This window comes from Paenibacillus gyeongsangnamensis (genome assembly GCF_027533625.1).
GTDB classification, from domain to species: domain Bacteria; phylum Bacillota; class Bacilli; order Paenibacillales; family NBRC-103111; genus Paenibacillus_G; species Paenibacillus_G gyeongsangnamensis.
The window spans coordinates 113,489-130,709 of the sequence record NZ_JAQAGZ010000010.1 but is presented as its reverse complement, the minus strand read 5'-3'; the positions used below and the strand labels follow the sequence as shown (position 1 = coordinate 130,709).

The window sequence follows — 17,221 nt, the reverse complement described above, 5'->3', positions numbered from 1 at the left end:
GCCTTCCGGCAAAACCAGTTCGTTAAACGTGGCTGCCGAGGGCGTACAGGACTCGCGCGAACGCAGGTTCGTACAAGCTTCAGCTATATTGTACGCTGAATCGCCAGAAGGTTCAATGTGTGGGAAGCACCTCAGCGGGCGGCCCTTGCGGCATCGTCAAACCGCATGTTTTGCCGTTCCTCACATACGCTTACAGTAAGAAAGCAGGAAGCGATAAAAAGGAGAGGTGCGTCTTGGGTTATTACGTGGAAGTCGAACGGGGCGTAAAGGTGTATGTGGAGGATACGGGGTACGGCAGGCCTGTCGTCCTGATCCACGGTTGGCCGGTAAACCACCGGATGTTCGAATATCAGTTATCGCAGCTGCCGAAATACGGCTTCCGCTGCATCACACCCGACCTGCGCGGCTTCGGCCGCTCGGACTGTCCATGGGCCGGCTACGGCTATGACCGGCTCGCGGACGACATCCGGGCGGTTGTCGACGCCCTGAGGCTGCCTTCCTATGCGCTGGCCGGCTTCTCGGTCGGCGGCGCGATCGCCATCCGCTACATGAGCCGTCATCAGGACCCCCGCGTGTCGCAGCTTCTGCTGCTCGGAGCGGCGGCGCCTTCGTTCACCCAAAGGCAGGACTTTCCCTACGGAATGAAGCCTGAAGAGGTCGATGCATTTCTCGCCATGAACGACAAAGATCGGCCTCTCATGCTGGAGATGTTCGGCGAGCTCTTTTTTGCCTCCAAGGTCAGTGCCCCGTTCAAGCAATGGTTCCACGGGCTCGGCCTTGAGGCTTTCTCCCACGGCACCGCCGCCGTACTTCTCTCGCTTCGCAACGAGGACCTTCGTCCGGATTTGCCGCGCATCCGTGTGCCTGCGACGATATTCCACGGCACGCTCGACCGCATCTGCCCCTTCCCGCTTGCGCTCCTGATGAATCAAGGGATCGCCGGCTCCCGGCTCCTGCGGTTCGAGCACAGCGGGCACGGGCTCTTCTATGACGAGCTCGAGCTGTTCAACGAGCGGCTGCAGTCGGTTCTCGCCGGAAGTCCGTGAAACTGACATGCCGGCCGCCACAGGCGAATATGCTGTAGCAAGAACAAGATTTCGCTCGCTTCAGCGTAAGGAGAGGATATTCTATGCAGATCCATGTAATCCGGCCCGGCCAGACGCTCTATGGACTCTCTCAAGCCTACGGCATGCCCGTGCAAACCATTGCGGAGGCCAACCAGATTCGTCCGGAGGACACTCTCGTCGTCGGGCAGACGCTCGTGATCCCCATCGTCGGGCAATACTATTGGACGCAGCCGGGAGATACCGTGGCCCGCGTGGCGGCGGCTTTCCATCTCCCCGCAGAGCGGCTTGCCAGCGTCAACGGCATCGGCGTGGATACGCAGCTGAAGCCGGATACGCGGCTGTACATTCCTCCGCGGCCGCGCCGGACCGCAGAGATCAACGCCTATATCGAGCCGCGTCAGCCGCAGGTGCCGGAGAGCCTGACCCGGGCCGCAAGGGAGGCCGCGCCGCACCTGACCTACCTCGCTCCCTTCAGCTTCCGGATCAACCGGGACGGTACGCTGCAGCCTCCGCCGCTGGATGAATTCCGTACGATCGCCGAGCAGAACGGCGTAACCCTCATGATGGTCGTCACCAATTTGGAAAAGGATCAGTTCAGCGCCAGCCTCGGCGAAGCGATTCTGACCGATGCTTCCCTCCAAAACAAGCTGCTGGACAACATCATTCAAACCGCGCACCGTCTGAACTTCCGGGACATTCATTTCGATATGGAGCATCTTCGGCCGGAAGACAAGGACGCTTACAATGCGTTCCTGCGCCAAGCCTCCACGCGTCTTCACCACGAAGGCTTCCTCATGTCGACCGCGCTCGCGCCGAAGACCAGCGCAGCCCAGACCGGCGCTTGGTACACCGCCCATGATTACAAGGTCCACGGCGAGGTCTCCGACTTCGTCGTCATCATGACGTATGAGTGGGGCTACAGCGGAGGTCCCCCGATGCCCGTCTCCCCCATCGGCCCCGTCCGAAATGTATTGGAATATGCAATCAGCGAGATGCCCGCCTCCAAGATCATGATGGGGCAGAACCTGTACGGCTACGATTGGACGCTGCCTTACGTGCCCGGCGGCCCTTTCGCCAAGGCAATCAGCCCCCAGGAGGCGATCCGGCTGGCCCGGGAGAACAACGCCCGCATCGAGTACGATACGACCGCCCAGGCGCCCCATTACCGTTACTGGGACCGGCAGGGCAAGGAGCATATCGTCTGGTTCGAGGACGCGCGCTCCATTCAAGCGAAGTTCAACCTGATCGGCGAGCTCGGCCTGAGAGGCATCAGCTATTGGAAGCTGGGCCTGCCGTTTCCGCAGAACTGGCTTCTCATCGAAGACCATTTCAAAGTCGTCAAAAAATAAGGATGCGCCCTTCAGAGCCAAAGAAGCACGGACGCCGAATCCGTGCTTCTTACCGTTAGTCCGCCTCCGCCGGAGTAAACCGCCAGAGCAGCTCCTTCCCCTTCGTAATACCAATCCGGGGTATCGCCCGTACCTCCTTCGTCCCGGCTCCGGCAGCAAAGACCAGCGTCAGCGGCCCTTCCGGATCGGCCAGCAGATCATGGCCGTTCAGACGGAGGTCGACCCCGAGCGCCCGGGCCAGCGTGCCGGGACCGTCCAGGAGGAGTGGTCCTTGACGCCCGGCCGGTTCGCCCGGAGCAGCTCCAGCCCCTCCACGGGCTCCGCCGCCCGGAGCAGGACCGCGCCGGGCTCACCCGGTGAATGGGCGACCACGTTCATGCAGTAATGCATTCCGTAGATCAGGTACACGTACAGCCGCCCCGCTTCCCCGAACATGAGTCCGTTCCTGGGCGTTGGCCCCCGGTAAGCGTGGCTCGCGGGATCGGCCGCCCCCTTGTACGCTTCCGTCTCCGTGAGGCGGACGCGGATCACGCCTTCCGGCGTCCTTCGCACCAATTCACAGCCCAGCAGCCGCTGCGCAGCCTGTACCGTATCTCCTTTCAGCCAATCCGGTATGGCCCCGCCGGCCGGAACGGCTCCGGGTCCTTCCTCCGCCCGGCGGTTCAGCCGCTTGTCCGGCAAGCCGCCCACCGCCTGCCCCATCCGTTCTCTGGATTCTGCGATTTCGGGTACATCCCGCGAACACTCCTTTTTGAGATCAAATTGGCTTAACGCTTATCCTTAATCTTCCTTCCCGGCCGATCCGGTATTCCCGCACGCCGGGAAGCGCCGTGATAAACGGAAAAAAGCGTTGCCCCCGCTGCTAATAGCAGGTACGGCTAACGCTGATTCCGGTATTACCTATCCCGTTAACGAGCTCTTGCCTCTTGGGCCACTGTCCAATGCCTCCCGGCTCCCGGCCTTCTGCCGCTTCCGTTAGTCTTTGACCGAGCCCTGCATGAGTCCCGCAATGAACTGCCTGCTGAACAAGGAGAACACGATGATGAGCGGCACGGTCGCCATCAGCGTGGCGGCCATCACCATAGAATAATCGGTGCTGTATACCCCGTTCATCGAGGCGATCAGCATTTGGATCGTGAACTTGTCCTGCACCGATATAACGACGAGCGGCCACAAATAATCGTTCCACGAGCCTAGGAACGTAATGATCCCGAGCGTAGCCAGCGCCGGGCGAAGCACGGGAAGCGCGACGCGCCAGTACAGGTCGAACGAATGGCAGCCGTCGATGCGCCCGGCGTTGATCAGCTCGTCGTGCAGCACCGAAGCCGCGTACTGCCGCATCCAGAAGATGCCGAAGGCGCTGGCCGCTCCGGGCACGATCAAAGCCTTGAGATCGTTGATCCAGCCGAGCTTCTGCATCAGAATGAACTGCGGGATCAGACCGAGCTGCTGCGGCACCATCATCGTGGCCAGCAGGAAGAAGAACAGGAACGGCTTCCCGGGAAAGTGAAACTTGGCGAAGGCGAACCCCGCCATCGAACAGAAGAACAGCACGAGCAGCGTATGGCTCCCCGCTACGATCAGGCTGTTTCCGAAGGACCGGAAGAAGCCGACATGATCGATCACCTTGCCGATGTTGACGAGCAGCTGGTCGCCGGGGACGAACCGCGGCGGGAACCGGAACATATCCGCCGTCGTTGCCGTCGACATGACGAACAGCCAGTAGAACGGAAACAGCGACAGCACCGCCCCGATAAGCATTCCGGCGTGAATCAGGAGCGTGCTGGGGCTGCCGAATCTCCGCTTGGCCGACGGGAGGGCAAGGGCTCGGCCGCCTGCCGTTTTGGTCGAAGCCGTGCTCATCCGATCCCCTCCCCTCGGGATACGAACTTCCAATTCAGGAAGGAGAACAGCCCGATAATCAGGAACAGCATCCAGGCAATGGCGGAAGCATAACCGAACATCTGGTTGCCGAACGCCTGATTATATAAATACAGTACCAGCGTTAGCCCCCCTTTGGTCGATCCCCCGGTATTGCCGACCAGAATGAGCGGCTCCGTGAACAGCTGCATGCCGCCGATGGTCGACAGAATCACGGTGAACAGAATGATCGGCCGCAGCAGCGGCAGCGTGATGCTGAAGAACTGCTGCGTCCGGCTGGCCCCGTCAATGGTAGCGGCCTCATACAGATCGTGCGGAATGCCCTGCAGCCCGGCCAAATAGATGATTGCATTGTAGCCGGACCAGCGCCAGATAACCATCAGCGAGATCGCTACCTTCACCCAGAACGGATCGTTGATCCATTCGATTCGGGGCAGCCCGGCCGCCTGAAGCAGTCCGTTGATGAGCCCGAACTGGCTTCCGAAGAACGAGCCGAAAATGATCGCCACCGCCACGATCGACGTAATGTTCGGCAGAAAGTATACCGCGCGGTAAAAGTCCTTGAATCTCATAAACGCCGCATTCAGCAGGAAGGCGATCACCAGCGCCGCGAACAGCTGCGGCACCGTCGACAGGAACCAGATGATAAAGGTATTTCCGACCGACTTCCAGAAATCCGGATCGTCTGTCAGCAAATTGCGGAAATTGCGGAGCCCTATGAATTCCATCGGTCCAAGACCGTCCCAGGCGTGGAACGCAAGGTAGAGCGAGAACACGATCGGGAACAGGCTGAACACGAGGAACAAGACATAGAACGGGGAAATCATTACGTACGGCGCCAGATGCGTCTTTAATCCTCTCATCGGCCCACATCCTATCCTGAAAATTTCTTTGCGGCTGGCCCATGCTCCTGCGTATGCCCCGGTAAGGCTCTCTGCCGAAACATGGCGCCCGCCGCCCTTCCTACTTATTCTTCAGCTTCGTCTTCGCCTTCTCGACGAGCGCCCAGAACTCCTTCTCCGGATCCTTCGTCTTGTCCACCGCCACGGCCTGCATGCCGTCGCTGATCGTATCCTCCACCGTCTGGTAGTTCGGGCCCTTGCGCTGCACCTTCACGTCCTTGGCCACCTCGGAGAACAAGACGCCAAGCTTCTGGTTGCCCCAGAACTCATAGCCCGTTTCCGTGAACGCCTTATCCCCATAAACCGAAGGGGTGGACGGGAAGTTCCCGGAAAGCTTGAACACTTCCAGCTGCTGCGGCGGCGAGACGAGCCAGCTGATCGCCGTATACGCTTCCTTGGCATACTTCGTCTGCTTCGGAATGAGCAGGAACGAGCCGCCCATGTTGCCCGTGCCTTCCGGAATTTTGGCCGCGCGCCATTTGCCCTTCGTGTCGGGCGCCCGCGTCTCGACATGCCCGCGGCCCCAAGCCGCCGAGATGTACGTCGCGATCTTGCCGGAGTTGAGCGCCGCCGAATATTCCTGCAATGCGTTCTTCTGGTCGTAGGTACCGGCGATGCCCATTTCGCGCGCTTTTTTATAGTAGTCGAGCGCCTTCTTCACCTGCGGATTCGTCTCAATAATGAGCTTGTCGTCATTGTCGAAATACAGCTGATTGCCCTGATCGCGGATCGCGCCGTACAATTCGTAAGGGTTCGAAAGGATGCTCGCGCCGGTCTTTTCTTTTAACGTCTTGCCTGCGGCGAGGAAGTCGTCCCAGGTCTTGATCTTGGCGGCCACGTCGGCCGGCTCGGAAGGAAGTCCCGCCTGCTGGAACAAATCCTGGCGGTAGTATAGCACCATCGGCCCGATGTCCGTCGGCAGTCCGAGCTGCTTATCCCCTGCCATCGACTGCTTCCATTTCCAATCCAGATAATCCTTGGCCAAGTCCTTAGCCCCGAACGTGTTCAAATCATTGAATTTATCCGGGTACTTCAAGAACTGGTCGATCTGCGAAATGTCGATCATCGCGATATCCGGCGCTCCCGAACCCGCCGACATGGCCGTCAGCAGCTTCTTGTGCGCGTCTTCCCATTTGTAAATTTGGGGAATGATTTCAATATTCGGGTGCGTACGGTTAAACTCAGGTATAATTTTCTCGAATGTAGCCCCCTGCCAGAACCACATCTGCAGCTGAACCTTCTTGCTATCGTTTGCTTTTGCTCCCTCCGTCGCCGTACCCGGCGCCCCTCCGCCGCTGCTGCAAGCACTAAGAAGAAGGAGAGAAGCCATGAGCAAACCAACCGTCTTACGCTTCGGCACCCTTGTCATCGATTAACGCTCCCTTCTGATTTCGGACTGTCAAGAAAGCCCTTACATGTAAGTATAGGCAGCGCCCGCTGCACCGTATAGGTAACGCATCTTCGATTTCTTGGACAATTGTTAGGAATGTCCCGACGTCCGGTAATCCCCGGGAGCCATGCCCGTGAACGTTTTGAAAATGCGGCTGAAATACGCCGGATCCTTGTATCCCACCTTATCGCATACCTCATAAATCTTCAGATTCGTCTCGCGCAGCCATCGTTTCGCTTCCGTCAGCCGGTGCTGGGTCAAGTATTGGGTATACGTCATACCCGTCTCCTGGTGGAACAGATTGCTTAAGTAATTGGCATTGACCTGATATTCCTGGGCAAAATCGGACAAGACCGCCGCTCCGGCGTATTCCTTGTGCACGTAAGCCAGCAGCGCCCGGATGATCGGCGGGAACGATTCCCCGGTCTCTTTGCGCGTAATTTCCGTAAACCCGAGGCTCATCATGCTGCGGATATACATCAGCCCGAGATCTCCGATGTCCTTCGTCGCGCCTCCGTGGCCGGTCTTGACCTCTATGCGCAGCTTCGCTTCCATCCAGCGCGAGGTCTCCCGCACCTCCCGTTCCCACGCCTCCGGGTCGCAGCGCTTCGCGAACAGCACGACAGTAATGAGCCGGTCTTCCACACAGACGGCCGCCGTGCCGAGCCGGCTGAACGCCTCATGGGCGCACTCGCGTATAAAATAGCGCACCGAAGCCTCCCCGAGCGAGCGCAAATCCTTCGTAGAGAAGGAAACCAGCATCACCTTCTCGTAGGAAGGAATCAGTCCCTCGTCGAAGGTCGGGACCGGGACGCCGTGCAGCAGATCGTGCACACGCTTCTCCAGCAGCGCCCGGTTCCGGATCACGGTCACCTGCTCGGATGCCAACCGCCGGCGATGCCTCTCGTACGAAGCGCTGTATACCTCCAGCAGCTTCTCCTTGGACAACGGCTTCAGCAAGTAATCCGTCACCTGATGCTGCATGGCCTTCAGCGCATAGTCGAATTCGGCATGCCCCGTCAGCACATAGACGTCCGTCCGCGGCGAATGTCCGCGAATGTACTCCGCCAGCTGCAGCCCGTCCGCCGCGGGCATCCGGATATCCGTAATGACGAGCTGGATCTCCCGCCGCGCGAGAAGCTCCATCGCTTCCAGCCCGTTGCATGCGTTTAGCACCTCGCCAACGCCCTCGAAGCGGGAGATCGTCCGGCATACCGGCATGCGTACATTATCTTCATCGTCCACCACCAGAACGGTAAACATCGGTGTCAGCCTCCTTGATTCAATTCCCGGTAACGGCGGACGATGTCCGCCCAGACCTTGTCCGGATCCGCGCCTTCCGCTTCCACTCTCCGGAGCCCGTCCCGGATCATCCGCTCGATCCCGGCGTACTCGTAATCGTCATAAGCCGTCTTGTAACGGACCGCCGCATAAGAATAAATTTGGCCGACGGGGGCCCCGTTGAAGAAAGGATCCTTCACCTCCAGAAACTCCCGCGTCGAATAGGATTCCGGCGTCGAAGGAAAGTTCCCGCTGTCCATGAAATTTGCCAGCTGCTGCTTCGGCGCCGTCAGCCATTGCGCCAGTGCATAGGCGGCACCCGGATACCGGCTTGTCGTCGGCACCGCCAGATAAGATCCGGTCCAGCCGGACGGCAGACCCGGGGCCCGCGTCAAATCCCATTCCCCCGAAGTGGCCGGCGCATTCTTCTTGATCGCCCCATGCAGCCAGGAAGGGGCCAGGACGACCGCGAATTTGCCGTTCACCGCGCCTTCCGCCCACGCGGAAGTTTGCGATGGCAGCCCCGCGTTCAGACCGAGCCGGTGGAAGCGGACCGCACGGTCCCAGGCCTCCTTCACGTGAGGGTCCAACGACCGGTCATCCGGCGTCACATACCTGCCGTCGAATTGGTACAAATAACTCAAGAATACGTTCGACAGATTGTCGAACAGGGCGGCGCCGGTTCGCTCCTTGAGAACCATCCCCGCCTTCTCGAGCGCATCCCAGTCGGCAAGCTGACGAGCCGCCGCCTCCCGTTCGTACGGCAGTCCGGCCGCTTCGAACAGATCGTGCCGGTAGGCGAGGGCGACCGGTCCGATGTCGACCGGCATCGCGTACAGGAAGCCGCCGTCCTTGCTCTCGCCCATACGCCATTTCCAATCCAAATAGTGAACCCGCTCATCGCCGAAATCGTATAGGTTATTGAAATAAGCCTGAAACCGTTTCATCCGGTTCAGCTGCGACGACTCCAGCAGAACCAGGTCGGGGGCGTCCGACTTTGTCGCCAGCGACGTCATAAGTCCCGGCAGCACGTCATCGTACTGAAAGGTGACGACCTCGATGTCCACCTCGGGATGCTTCAATCCATAGCTCTTCAGCAGGGGCTCCAGTCCGCTGCCCGGCCATAGCCAGACGTGCAGCATCATCGGCTGTGGCGGCGTGCCAAGGCTCGGCATGGCTGTCTCCGGCGTGCACGAAACGAGCAGGCAGGCCGGCAGCAGCCATAGCAGGAGACGGGCGGCCCGTTTATTCAACCAGTTTAAGCTACGCAGCGCCGTCCCCTCCTTTCTTGGCCGTTACGGCTATCCCGCCGTCAGGCACGGCTTGAAGCGGAAGCGACAGCACCACCTGCAGCCCGCCCAAGGGGCTCTGGGACAAGCGAAGCCCGTGGCCCGGACCGAAGAACGCCTGGAGCTGCTTATGCAGGTTGCTTAGACCAATGCCTCTTCCCTGCTTCTCGAAGCCCCGCTCGCCATGAATCGCATGCTCCAGCGCCTGAAGCTCCCTGAGCGGCATCCCGACCCCGCTGTCCTCTACCGAGCACAGCACTTGCTCGTTGTCCAGGTAAATCCGGACCCGGATCCGCCACTCCCCTTCCGCAAGACGCTCCAGGCCATGATGAAAGGCATTCTCAACCAGCGGCTGCAGCACAAGCCGAATGACCCGCTGCCGTTCCAAGCCCTCCTCCACCTCGATCTGAACCTTGAATTTCTCTCCGTACCGCGCCCGCTGCAGCAGCAGGTACCGGTTCAGCTGCGCCAGATCCTCCCCCAGCGTGACCAGATCCGTGGACGGATGGACGCTGTAGCGGAGCAGCTCGCTAAGCGCCAGCGTCATTTCCTGAGCCTTCTCGGGCCGTTCGTCTTCGATCGTCCAATAAATCAGATTCAGCGAGTTGTACAAAAAATGCGGCCGGAACTGCGCCTTTAAAGCGACCAGCTGCGCCCGCTGCGCGCTGATCTGCTGCTCGGACAGCCGGCCTACGACCTCCTCCAGCTCCCGTACCATGGCATTATAATTGGCGTATAATCGCGTAATTTCCCGGCTGGCGAACGGCCTTCGGATCGTCTGAATCCCCTCCTTGCGGATGCGGTTCATGCCGTCGGCCAGTTGCCGGATCGGCTTCGTCAGCGTCCAGGTGAAGTAGGCCACCAGCGCAAGAGCAATGAGGATGCCGATGCCCATTGTAAGCAGCACATGCGCCCACATTTGAGAAGTATCGCTGTATACCGCCTCCGGCTTGAAATAAGCGATGGTCGTCCAGCCGCTATAGAACGATTTGGCATAGGCAACGAGCACCCGCTTCTGGTCCTCCCGGGTATTCCATTCGAAGAATGGCGGAGCATTCCCGTTGAATTTGGTGAAGAGGCGGACATCCGCCGCCGTCCCGATTTCGCGGGGGACGGTGGAGTAGACAATGTTGCCGATCGAATCCATCACCTGTACCTTACGCTCGATCCGCTGGCTTGTTTCTCCGATGATGCGGGTAATTTTGTCCACCGGAATGACGACGAATTCATCCCCGAGCACCGTAAGCCGGTTCGGGTCCTTCAATTTCCGCCCCCCGATGATGGCCGGGATTTCCCCGTCGCGCCAAGCCGGCCCGTACACCCATAGCATGTGCCCGTCAAGCGCTCCCATTTTGCTGTACCAGCTGACGGCGCTGACATCGTCGGCTTGCCTCCAGATCAGCTGCAGCGATTCATTGGACGAATAGGCCCTTCCTTCCCGGTCGAACAGGTGAAGCAGAATGTCTCCGGCAATGTAGCGAATTTTTTCGGCTAAATAACGATTCAGCTCCTGCGCATTTTCGGTTCCCGGCAGCGGAGGCTCCTCCTTCAAGACGCGCTGCACCTTCTCGTCGAAAGCGATCATCTGGGAAGCCTGGTCATACTGCCGCAGCAGCACGTCGATCTTGGCCGACAGCTGTTCGACCGACTCCTGCGTATAGCCGGCGGTACGGTTGAGCACCATCTGGGAGGTCATCCGGTAATTGAGTCCGTTGGTCAGCGCAATGGCGAGAGCGGCGATCAGGAACATCCCCGCCAGCAGCTGGATGAAGATCGGAATAGGTCGGCGGAGCAAAGCGCTTCACCTCCGAGGGGAGTAGATAAGCATTTCAATAGGTATCATTTCTACTCCGTGACGATGAACCCCTCCCCTAACGGCGCAAAATCCCCCTAAGGCCCTACGCAGCCGACGAATATCGCCACGATTCGGGTAAATTCCCGCCCTTCAAGCCCTTCAAGCCTTGCCGTTCACCCGGAAAAACCAAACGTAAAACAAACGCGACACCCACAGCGTCAGCATGACGCTGACGAAGGTCCAATACCAGGTCCATCCGTGATACTCGATCAGCTGTGTATACTTCTCGATGAAAAACTCCGGCACCGTGATCGCCGCGGCGAAGGCCCCGCCGTAACCCGCTTGAATCCAAGGACTTCGGCCTTGCGGAAAATAAAGGTTAAAGTAAATGCTTACCACCGGAAACGCCAGAAACTCAAAAACGAAGCTCGTCTGCGTCGCACTCTGGAATTCCCGCACGGGGTATGTCAGCCAGCCCGCCTCGACGGCGGCCAGTCCGAGGACCCACGTGACCAGGCCGAAAAAAAGAAACACCGCCTGGCTCTCTCTTCGCCTGTCATTCGGTACAAGAACCAACGCGGCCAACGAACCCCCATACGCGATGCAGAGAAGGACGGCTTCGGCGGAAATTCCCCTCATCCACTTCTCCTCCCGTCCCGGAACGCCGGCTCTGCGGAGAAAAACCAGTTCTTATAACGATGCACGGCCTGCAATACCCCAAGGAAAACTAGACCGGTTCCCGCATACCGGTACAAGGGAACGACCCGCGCCAATTCGGTATAACGGTGCATAACGGTCAGAAAAGCCATAAGGCATCCGATATAAAGAACGGTATAACCGATACGGAACGGCCTGCTTCTTGTTTTCGGGTAGAACAACGAATAGAATACCGTCACAGTAGGAAATAAAATGAAGTTGAATGTGAAATTGACCGCGGTCGCTTTCTGAAACTCGCGTACCGGGTTCTGGATCCATTTCCATTCGACGAATAATAAGCTGATCGACCACGTCAGCGTCTGGCTGGTAACGAATACGAGCACCGCTTCCCTGTACCGCCGCTTCGGCACCCCGGTCAGAAGAGCAGGGACGCATACCGTCCAGATGGCAATCAATATGCTTTTCTCTATGGACATGCTGGTCGGGTCCCCCTTTTCCACCGGCTCCTTAATCCTTTACGATGCCCTGTCTTGCCGCTGCTTATCCGGGCGTCCTTGCCTTGCAGGCATGCTCCCATTCATCGGCAAAAAGCGCCCATCCAGGGCCGGATGGGCGCTTCTTGACGTATGCAGCTAGGTAGCTCGCTTATTTCGCTTGCGTTTCTGAATGTGCTCCGTCACAATATAAGCCAGCTCGTCATTGCCGAACAGGGACAGCACGCCCAACAAGGTCTCGTCCGGAATATCCCCGGCCTCCTCCTTGGAGACGGTTAACGCCAAAGCCTGCTGGAGAGCGGCATTGGCCTCCTGCTGCGGATAGGCCTCGCGGTATACCGCTTCCGGGTCCAGATCGCAGTTGATGCACCACTGGGCGAATACAAGAATCATCATATGCTCATCCTGCTGGTAATTCTTAATCAGCTGTTCTTCAAATTCCTTACGGTTCAACCTGTCGCGCCCCTTTATGGTCCATTGCTTGGCCGGAATGAAAACTACCCCATTATAACGAAAGATCAGGTGGATGCACAAATGATCATGAACGAGAAAATCAAGGCTTCCGAGGTTCGGCTGACCGGTATGGACAGTGAAGACCTTGGCATTGTAACGACCGCGGAAGCACTGGCCATGGCCAAGCAGCTGAAGGCCGACCTCGTCTGCGACTCGTTGATGCAGAGCCCGCCGCCCTGCCGTCTGGCCGCGCGGGGGGCCGCGAAGCAGCAGGCGCTGCAGCAGAAGCATGGCGCGCGCAAGCAGGCGCAGCCGCTCAAGGTGAAGGAGCTCCGGCTGACGCCGCATATCGAAGAGCATGATTACGAGACGAAGAAGAACCAGGCGGAGCGCATGCTCTCCGGCGGCGACGCCGTACTGCTTGTGGTGAAGGTCCAAGGCAAGGAAGGCGTACTGGCCAAGCAGCTGCTAGAGCGTCTCGTAAGCGATCTCGCCCATTGCGGCCATAAGAATAGCGGGATTCAGCTGAGCGGCAAGCAGGCGGCGGTGCAGTTGAACCCGGGGGCTCGGTAAAGCGGCGTGCGGCCCTAAAGCGCCGGATCCCTCGGCGCACTTCAGTTCATGTGGATGATCCCCGCTGACGCGATTTGTGGATATCCCCCTCTGTGGATATGTTCATATCCTCACACTCACTTATGCACAATACGGGATTTTAGGGTGTTATTTATGTGGATAATCCTGTGGATAGCTTCCGTTTAAGGTCTGCTTTGCCGCAGCCCTTTCTCATGCGGTCCCGATTGACACCCTTAGCTTCAGGTGTTATCTTGAAGGAAGGTTAGGCATTCCGCGATTCATGCGGGGTGCCTTCCTGTCTTTTTCCTTATTTTTTACATTTAATGTAACTTCGGCCTGACAGGAGGCGGTGCGATGCCGGTCTGACCGCAAACGGTTTCATCTCGCTTCAGCAAGTCCCCTACATTACCCAATCCAACGAAAAGGAAGATGATCCATGATTCAAGTGAAAGAATTCGTCGATACGAACAGCTCGCTCGCCGTTAAGCAGGCCAACGATTTCCTGGCGCAGCTGGCGGAAGATCAGGTTGTGAACGTGAGCTACGGCTCCATTACGAGATCCTCCGCTTCCGGGAACGAATATCAGCGAAGCACCATTCTCATCACGTACAGAACGAACGGGAAACTGTAGACATGCCGCATGAGGACCATTCGAAAACGACGGGCACCGGGAACCCGGAACATTTGGAGAAGCGCTGCGCTGCTGTTTTCAAGCTGCTCTCCATTGGTGCAACAGGCATCATTGTCCTATTAGCCGTCGGATATGCTTTACATTACCTGCTCTAAGAGCTTAAAGGAGGAACCCCTATGCATTCGGGCAAGCCCCGCCAACCGATTCTCGTACGAAGCGCAATCTATAACGAACCGTAGTCTCACCCTTAAAATGAAACGCAGCCCCGGGCCGATGAAGAAACATCGTCCCGGGGCTGCTTCGCCCTTCCACTTAAAAGATCATAAATCGCTGCAATGGTAATATTTCAGCTTGGCGATCTGCACCTTCATGGCACCTGAAGGAACGTCGAGCGAATACGTTCCGTTGTGACGCGCCATGAGCAGCTGGGAGCCGATCGGCGACAGGAACGAAATCCAATTGTTATACGGATCGGCCTGATGAGGGAATACGATCGTGTATTCCTCGGCCGAGCCGTCGTCCAGATAATCCAGCCTCATCCGGCTGCCGATCAGCACCGTCCCGTTCAAGCTGTCCGGCGTATTCTCGTGAAGAATCCTCTCCAGCGTCTCGGAATAAGCTCCGAGCAGCTGCTCCGTTTGCGTCCGATCTTTAGAGTAATTGGGGAAATACTGATCCAGGAAGGCTGATCGTTTCTCGTCAAAATAAACCAGCTGCCGAATCAGCTGATGCCGGGAATTCTCATACGCGATACTACGGTTCATAGTAGATTTCCCCTCCCTCGCGAAGCCTTTCCACATCGAAATGCATTGCTTTCTTGCTCATCTGCCTCATCCTCCGTATAAAAAATAGAGACCCCCAGCATAAGGGGGCCTACCGTTAGTTTAACAAATCGTGCCAATAAATCAATGCCTCCTTCCGGTCAAATGATATCGAGAGGCACCTTCCTGAGCGGCTTAGGGTAAGCGGCCTCCAGCACGGCGATGTCCTCCGCCGTCAGCCGAATCGCGCCGGCACCGGCATTCTGCGCTGCATGCTCTTCCGAGGAGGCCTTCGGTATGGCGAGTATACCGCCTCCCCGGATACACCATGCGAGCAGGATTTGAAACGGCGATGCCTCATGCCGCTCCGCAACCTCCCTGACCGCAGCGCTGCGGATCAGTCCGTTCCTCAGCATCCCGGCCTGCGCGAGAGGGCTGTACGCCATCACCGGTATCCGATGCTCCCGCTGCCAAGGCAGCAGATCGTATTCGATGCCGCGGGAGCCCAGATGATAGAGCACCTGATTGATGCTGCAGGACGATCCGCCTTCCAGCCCGAGCAGCTCCTCCATATCGTCCGTATCGAAGTTGGAAACGCCCCACCGCACAATCTTACCCGCATCCATCAGGCGCTGCATGCCGCGGATCGTCTCGCTCAGAGGCACGCTGCCTCTCCAGTGGAGAAGGTACAGATCCAATCGGTCCGTCCCAAGCCGCTTCAGGCTGTCCTCGCAGCTTCGTTCGATCCGCGCCAACCCCGCGTTATGCGGGTATACCTTGGATACGAGGAACACGTCATCCCTCATACCTCGGATCGCTTCCCCGACAAGCGCTTCGCTCCTTCCGTCCCCGTACATTTCGGCCGTATCGATGACGCGCAAGCCCAGCTCGATGCCTTGTCTCAATGTACGGATTTCCTCCCGCTTCTTGGACGGCTCGTCCCCGATATTCCATGTGCCCTGTCCGATTGCGGGCAGCAGCGTTCCGTCCGGCAGATTGACCTGCGGTACCGCTTGATCGCTCATATGATGCCTCCTTCCGCTTCCTTTTCATGTTAAGTTCCTCAAAAAAACGAAAATTCCTGCCCCTTCAAGACATTTCACTCGATCCGTACACGCAAAAAATGAGCCCGGCCGTTTTATTCGGCGAGCTCATTTCATCTTGTGTTTAGATCCACTTCTTCTGATACTCGGCAATCGCCTCGTATTCTTCGGTCAACAAGCGGGACAGGCGGATATAGATGGGGATCAAGCCCTTGTACATCTTCACGTTCCCCGGATCCGGCTTCAGGTGATGCGTCTTGCCGACCATGCCGGAGACGACGCTGAGCGAATCGATCTCCCCGAGGCTGTACAACCCGAGGATCGCCGCACCGAGGCACGAGCTCTCCACGCTCTCCGGCACGTACACGTGCTGGTCGAAGATGTCGGCCATCATCTGGCGCCATACCTGAGACCTTGCGAAGCCGCCAGTCGCCTGAATTTTGTTCGGCACGCCGATCAGCTCTTCCAGCGCCAGGAAGACCGTATACAGGTTGATCAGCACGCCCTCCAGCGCGGCGCGGATCAGATGCTCTTTCTTATGATGCAGGCCGAGTCCGAAATAAGAGCCTCGGGCGTTCGCATCCCATAGCGGCGCCCGCTCGCCCGACATGAACGGATGGAACAGCAGCCCGTCCGAGCCCGGCTTCACCTTCGCGGCGATATCCGTCAGGATGTCGTACGGGTCCATGCCGAGCCGCTTGGCCGTCTCGACCTCGGATGCGCCGAGCTGGTCACGGACCCAGCGGAAGATCATCCCTCCGTTATTGACCGGGCCGCCGATAACCCACATATTTTCCGTCAGCGCGTAGCAGAAGATCCGGCCCTTCGGATCGGTCACCGGCTTGTCCGTTACGGTGCGAATCGCTCCGCTCGTCCCGATCGTAATCGCGACGACGCCGGGATCGATCGCGTCCACGCCCAGATTGGACAGCACGCCGTCGCTGGCGCCAACGACGAACGGCGTCGATGCAAACAGGTTCATTTCCTTTGCATAGGCTTCGTCCATGCCGGTCAGACTGTACGTTGTCGGGACCGGCCTTGAAAGCTGCTCCGCCGCCACTCCGGCAACCCGAAGCGCCTCTTCGTCCCAGGCTAGCGCAGACAGATTGAACATGCCGGTAGCTGAAGCGATGGAATAATCGACGACATATTCGCCGAACAGCCGGAAGAAAACATATTCCTTAATCGAAATGAATTTATGCGCCTTCGCGAACAGGTCCGGGTGATCATGGCGCAGCCAGGTCAGCTTGGACAGGGGCGACATCGGATGAAGCGGCGTTCCCGTCCTAAGGTATATCGCATGCCCGTTCATCTCTTCGCGGATCTTGCGGGTCCAGCCCGCGGCCCGGTTATCCGCCCAGGTGATGCACTTTGTTACCGGATGGCCTTCGCCGTCCACCGCAATGACGCTGTGCATCGCGGAGCTGAACGACACGCACAGGATATCTCCGGGCGCCGCGCCTCCGGCGGCGATCACTGTTTTGATCGTCTGCACGACGGCATGCAGGATTTGCTCCGGGTCCTGCTCCGCCACCTCCGGCGTCGGCGAATACAGCGGGTATTCGATCCCGTGGCTTGTAACGATTGTTCCTTCCTTGGTGAACAGGACCGACTTCGTGCTGGTCGTGCCGATGTCCACGCCAATCATGTAGGTA

General features: G+C 58.4%; 17 protein-coding genes and 1 pseudogene. 5 read left to right on the top strand and 13 right to left on the bottom strand.

Going from position 1 to position 17,221, the window contains the following annotated elements:
* Positions 1-233: 233 nt before the first annotated feature.
* A complete protein-coding gene (locus O9H85_RS16610) occupies positions 234-1,046 on the top strand; it encodes an alpha/beta fold hydrolase (protein ID WP_269882533.1) in 813 nt (270 codons plus the stop codon).
* A gap of 83 nt (positions 1,047-1,129) precedes the next feature.
* Positions 1,130-2,416, top strand: coding sequence for a glycosyl hydrolase family 18 protein (locus O9H85_RS16605; RefSeq protein ID WP_269882532.1), 1,287 nt, complete (start codon positions 1,130-1,132; stop codon positions 2,414-2,416).
* Between the two features lie 55 nt (positions 2,417-2,471).
* Here O9H85_RS16605 and O9H85_RS16600 read toward each other — a convergent pair.
* The 10 genes and pseudogenes from O9H85_RS16600 to O9H85_RS16555 form a co-directional block, all read right to left on the bottom strand.
* A pseudogene (locus tag O9H85_RS16600) lies at positions 2,472-3,118 on the bottom strand (DNA-3-methyladenine glycosylase).
* 273 nt (positions 3,119-3,391) lie between these two features.
* The gene (locus O9H85_RS16595; protein ID WP_409348154.1) at positions 3,392-4,279 is read right to left on the bottom strand and encodes a carbohydrate ABC transporter permease; all 888 of its coding nucleotides are present in this window, start codon (positions 4,277-4,279) and stop codon (positions 3,392-3,394) included.
* Positions 4,276-5,160, bottom strand: coding sequence for a carbohydrate ABC transporter permease (locus O9H85_RS16590; RefSeq protein WP_269882531.1), 885 nt, complete (start codon positions 5,158-5,160; stop codon positions 4,276-4,278). The genes O9H85_RS16595 and O9H85_RS16590 overlap by 4 nt, the downstream gene beginning before the upstream one ends.
* Before the next feature lie 100 nt (positions 5,161-5,260).
* Positions 5,261-6,568, bottom strand: a complete 1,308-nt coding sequence (locus tag O9H85_RS16585; protein WP_269882530.1) for an ABC transporter substrate-binding protein — start codon at positions 6,566-6,568, stop codon at positions 5,261-5,263.
* Between the two features lie 111 nt (positions 6,569-6,679).
* Positions 6,680-7,852 carry a response regulator transcription factor gene (locus O9H85_RS16580; RefSeq protein ID WP_269882529.1) on the bottom strand — a complete coding sequence of 391 codons (1,173 nt, stop codon included), beginning with the start codon at positions 7,850-7,852 and terminating at the stop codon, positions 6,680-6,682.
* A 5-nt stretch (positions 7,853-7,857) separates the two neighbouring features.
* The gene (locus O9H85_RS16575; protein WP_269882528.1) at positions 7,858-9,123 is read right to left on the bottom strand and encodes an ABC transporter substrate-binding protein; all 1,266 of its coding nucleotides are present in this window, start codon (positions 9,121-9,123) and stop codon (positions 7,858-7,860) included.
* A gap of 10 nt (positions 9,124-9,133) precedes the next feature.
* Positions 9,134-10,954 carry a cache domain-containing sensor histidine kinase gene (locus tag O9H85_RS16570; RefSeq protein WP_269882527.1) on the bottom strand — a complete coding sequence of 607 codons (1,821 nt, stop codon included), beginning with the start codon at positions 10,952-10,954 and terminating at the stop codon, positions 9,134-9,136.
* 159 nt (positions 10,955-11,113) lie between these two features.
* The gene (locus tag O9H85_RS16565) at positions 11,114-11,593 is read right to left on the bottom strand and encodes a CBO0543 family protein (RefSeq protein WP_269882526.1); all 480 of its coding nucleotides are present in this window, start codon (positions 11,591-11,593) and stop codon (positions 11,114-11,116) included.
* Positions 11,590-12,087, bottom strand: coding sequence for a CBO0543 family protein (locus tag O9H85_RS16560; RefSeq protein WP_269882525.1), 498 nt, complete (start codon positions 12,085-12,087; stop codon positions 11,590-11,592). Before O9H85_RS16560 ends, O9H85_RS16565 begins: the two co-directional genes overlap by 4 nt.
* A 156-nt stretch (positions 12,088-12,243) precedes the next feature.
* A complete protein-coding gene (locus tag O9H85_RS16555) occupies positions 12,244-12,558 on the bottom strand; it encodes a hypothetical protein (RefSeq protein WP_269882524.1) in 315 nt (104 codons plus the stop codon).
* A gap of 81 nt (positions 12,559-12,639) precedes the next feature.
* Here O9H85_RS16555 and infC point away from each other — a divergent pair, with 81 nt between their 5' ends.
* From infC to O9H85_RS16540, 3 genes are all read left to right on the top strand, one after another.
* Positions 12,640-13,131, top strand: coding sequence for a translation initiation factor IF-3 (infC, locus tag O9H85_RS16550; RefSeq protein WP_269882523.1), 492 nt, complete (start codon positions 12,640-12,642; stop codon positions 13,129-13,131).
* Positions 13,132-13,567: 436 nt separating this feature from the next.
* A complete protein-coding gene (locus tag O9H85_RS16545) occupies positions 13,568-13,762 on the top strand; it encodes a hypothetical protein (protein WP_269882522.1) in 195 nt (64 codons plus the stop codon).
* Positions 13,763-13,764: 2 nt separating this feature from the next.
* On the top strand, positions 13,765-13,917 hold the full coding sequence (locus O9H85_RS16540; RefSeq protein WP_269882521.1) for a hypothetical protein: 153 nt from the start codon (positions 13,765-13,767) through the stop codon (positions 13,915-13,917).
* Between the two features lie 165 nt (positions 13,918-14,082).
* Here the strand turns inward: O9H85_RS16540 and O9H85_RS16535 are convergent, their stop codons facing one another.
* From O9H85_RS16535 to gntK, 3 genes are all read right to left on the bottom strand, one after another.
* A complete protein-coding gene (locus tag O9H85_RS16535; protein ID WP_269882520.1) occupies positions 14,083-14,526 on the bottom strand; it encodes a GreA/GreB family elongation factor in 444 nt (147 codons plus the stop codon).
* 158 nt (positions 14,527-14,684) lie between these two features.
* On the bottom strand, positions 14,685-15,548 hold the full coding sequence (locus O9H85_RS16530; protein ID WP_269882519.1) for an aldo/keto reductase: 864 nt from the start codon (positions 15,546-15,548) through the stop codon (positions 14,685-14,687).
* Between the two features lie 142 nt (positions 15,549-15,690).
* The gene (gntK, locus tag O9H85_RS16525) at positions 15,691-17,214 is read right to left on the bottom strand and encodes a gluconokinase (protein ID WP_269882675.1); all 1,524 of its coding nucleotides are present in this window, start codon (positions 17,212-17,214) and stop codon (positions 15,691-15,693) included.
* Between the last annotated feature and the right edge of the window lie 7 nt (positions 17,215-17,221).

Excerpts from the sequence above, each read along its gene's own strand:
- O9H85_RS16565 (WP_269882526.1), bottom strand. The coding sequence starts at position 11,593 with ATGAGGGGAATTTCCGCCGAAGCCGTCCTTCTCTGCATCGCGTATGGG.
- O9H85_RS16580 (WP_269882529.1), bottom strand. The coding sequence starts at position 7,852 with ATGTTTACCGTTCTGGTGGTGGACGATGAAGATAATGTACGCATGCCG.
- O9H85_RS16535 (WP_269882520.1), bottom strand. The coding sequence starts at position 14,526 with ATGAACCGTAGTATCGCGTATGAGAATTCCCGGCATCAGCTGATTCGG.
- infC (WP_269882523.1), top strand. The coding sequence starts at position 12,640 with ATGATCATGAACGAGAAAATCAAGGCTTCCGAGGTTCGGCTGACCGGT.
- O9H85_RS16590 (WP_269882531.1), bottom strand. The coding sequence starts at position 5,160 with ATGAGAGGATTAAAGACGCATCTGGCGCCGTACGTAATGATTTCCCCG.
- O9H85_RS16560 (WP_269882525.1), bottom strand. The coding sequence starts at position 12,087 with ATGTCCATAGAGAAAAGCATATTGATTGCCATCTGGACGGTATGCGTC.
- O9H85_RS16545 (WP_269882522.1), top strand. The coding sequence starts at position 13,568 with ATGATTCAAGTGAAAGAATTCGTCGATACGAACAGCTCGCTCGCCGTT.
- O9H85_RS16585 (WP_269882530.1), bottom strand. The coding sequence starts at position 6,568 with ATGACAAGGGTGCCGAAGCGTAAGACGGTTGGTTTGCTCATGGCTTCT.
- gntK (WP_269882675.1), bottom strand. The coding sequence starts at position 17,214 with ATGATTGGCGTGGACATCGGCACGACCAGCACGAAGTCGGTCCTGTTC.
- O9H85_RS16530 (WP_269882519.1), bottom strand. The coding sequence starts at position 15,548 with ATGAGCGATCAAGCGGTACCGCAGGTCAATCTGCCGGACGGAACGCTG.
- O9H85_RS16595 (WP_409348154.1), bottom strand. The coding sequence starts at position 4,279 with ATGAGCACGGCTTCGACCAAAACGGCAGGCGGCCGAGCCCTTGCCCTC.
- O9H85_RS16605 (WP_269882532.1), top strand. The coding sequence starts at position 1,130 with ATGCAGATCCATGTAATCCGGCCCGGCCAGACGCTCTATGGACTCTCT.
- O9H85_RS16540 (WP_269882521.1), top strand. The coding sequence starts at position 13,765 with ATGCCGCATGAGGACCATTCGAAAACGACGGGCACCGGGAACCCGGAA.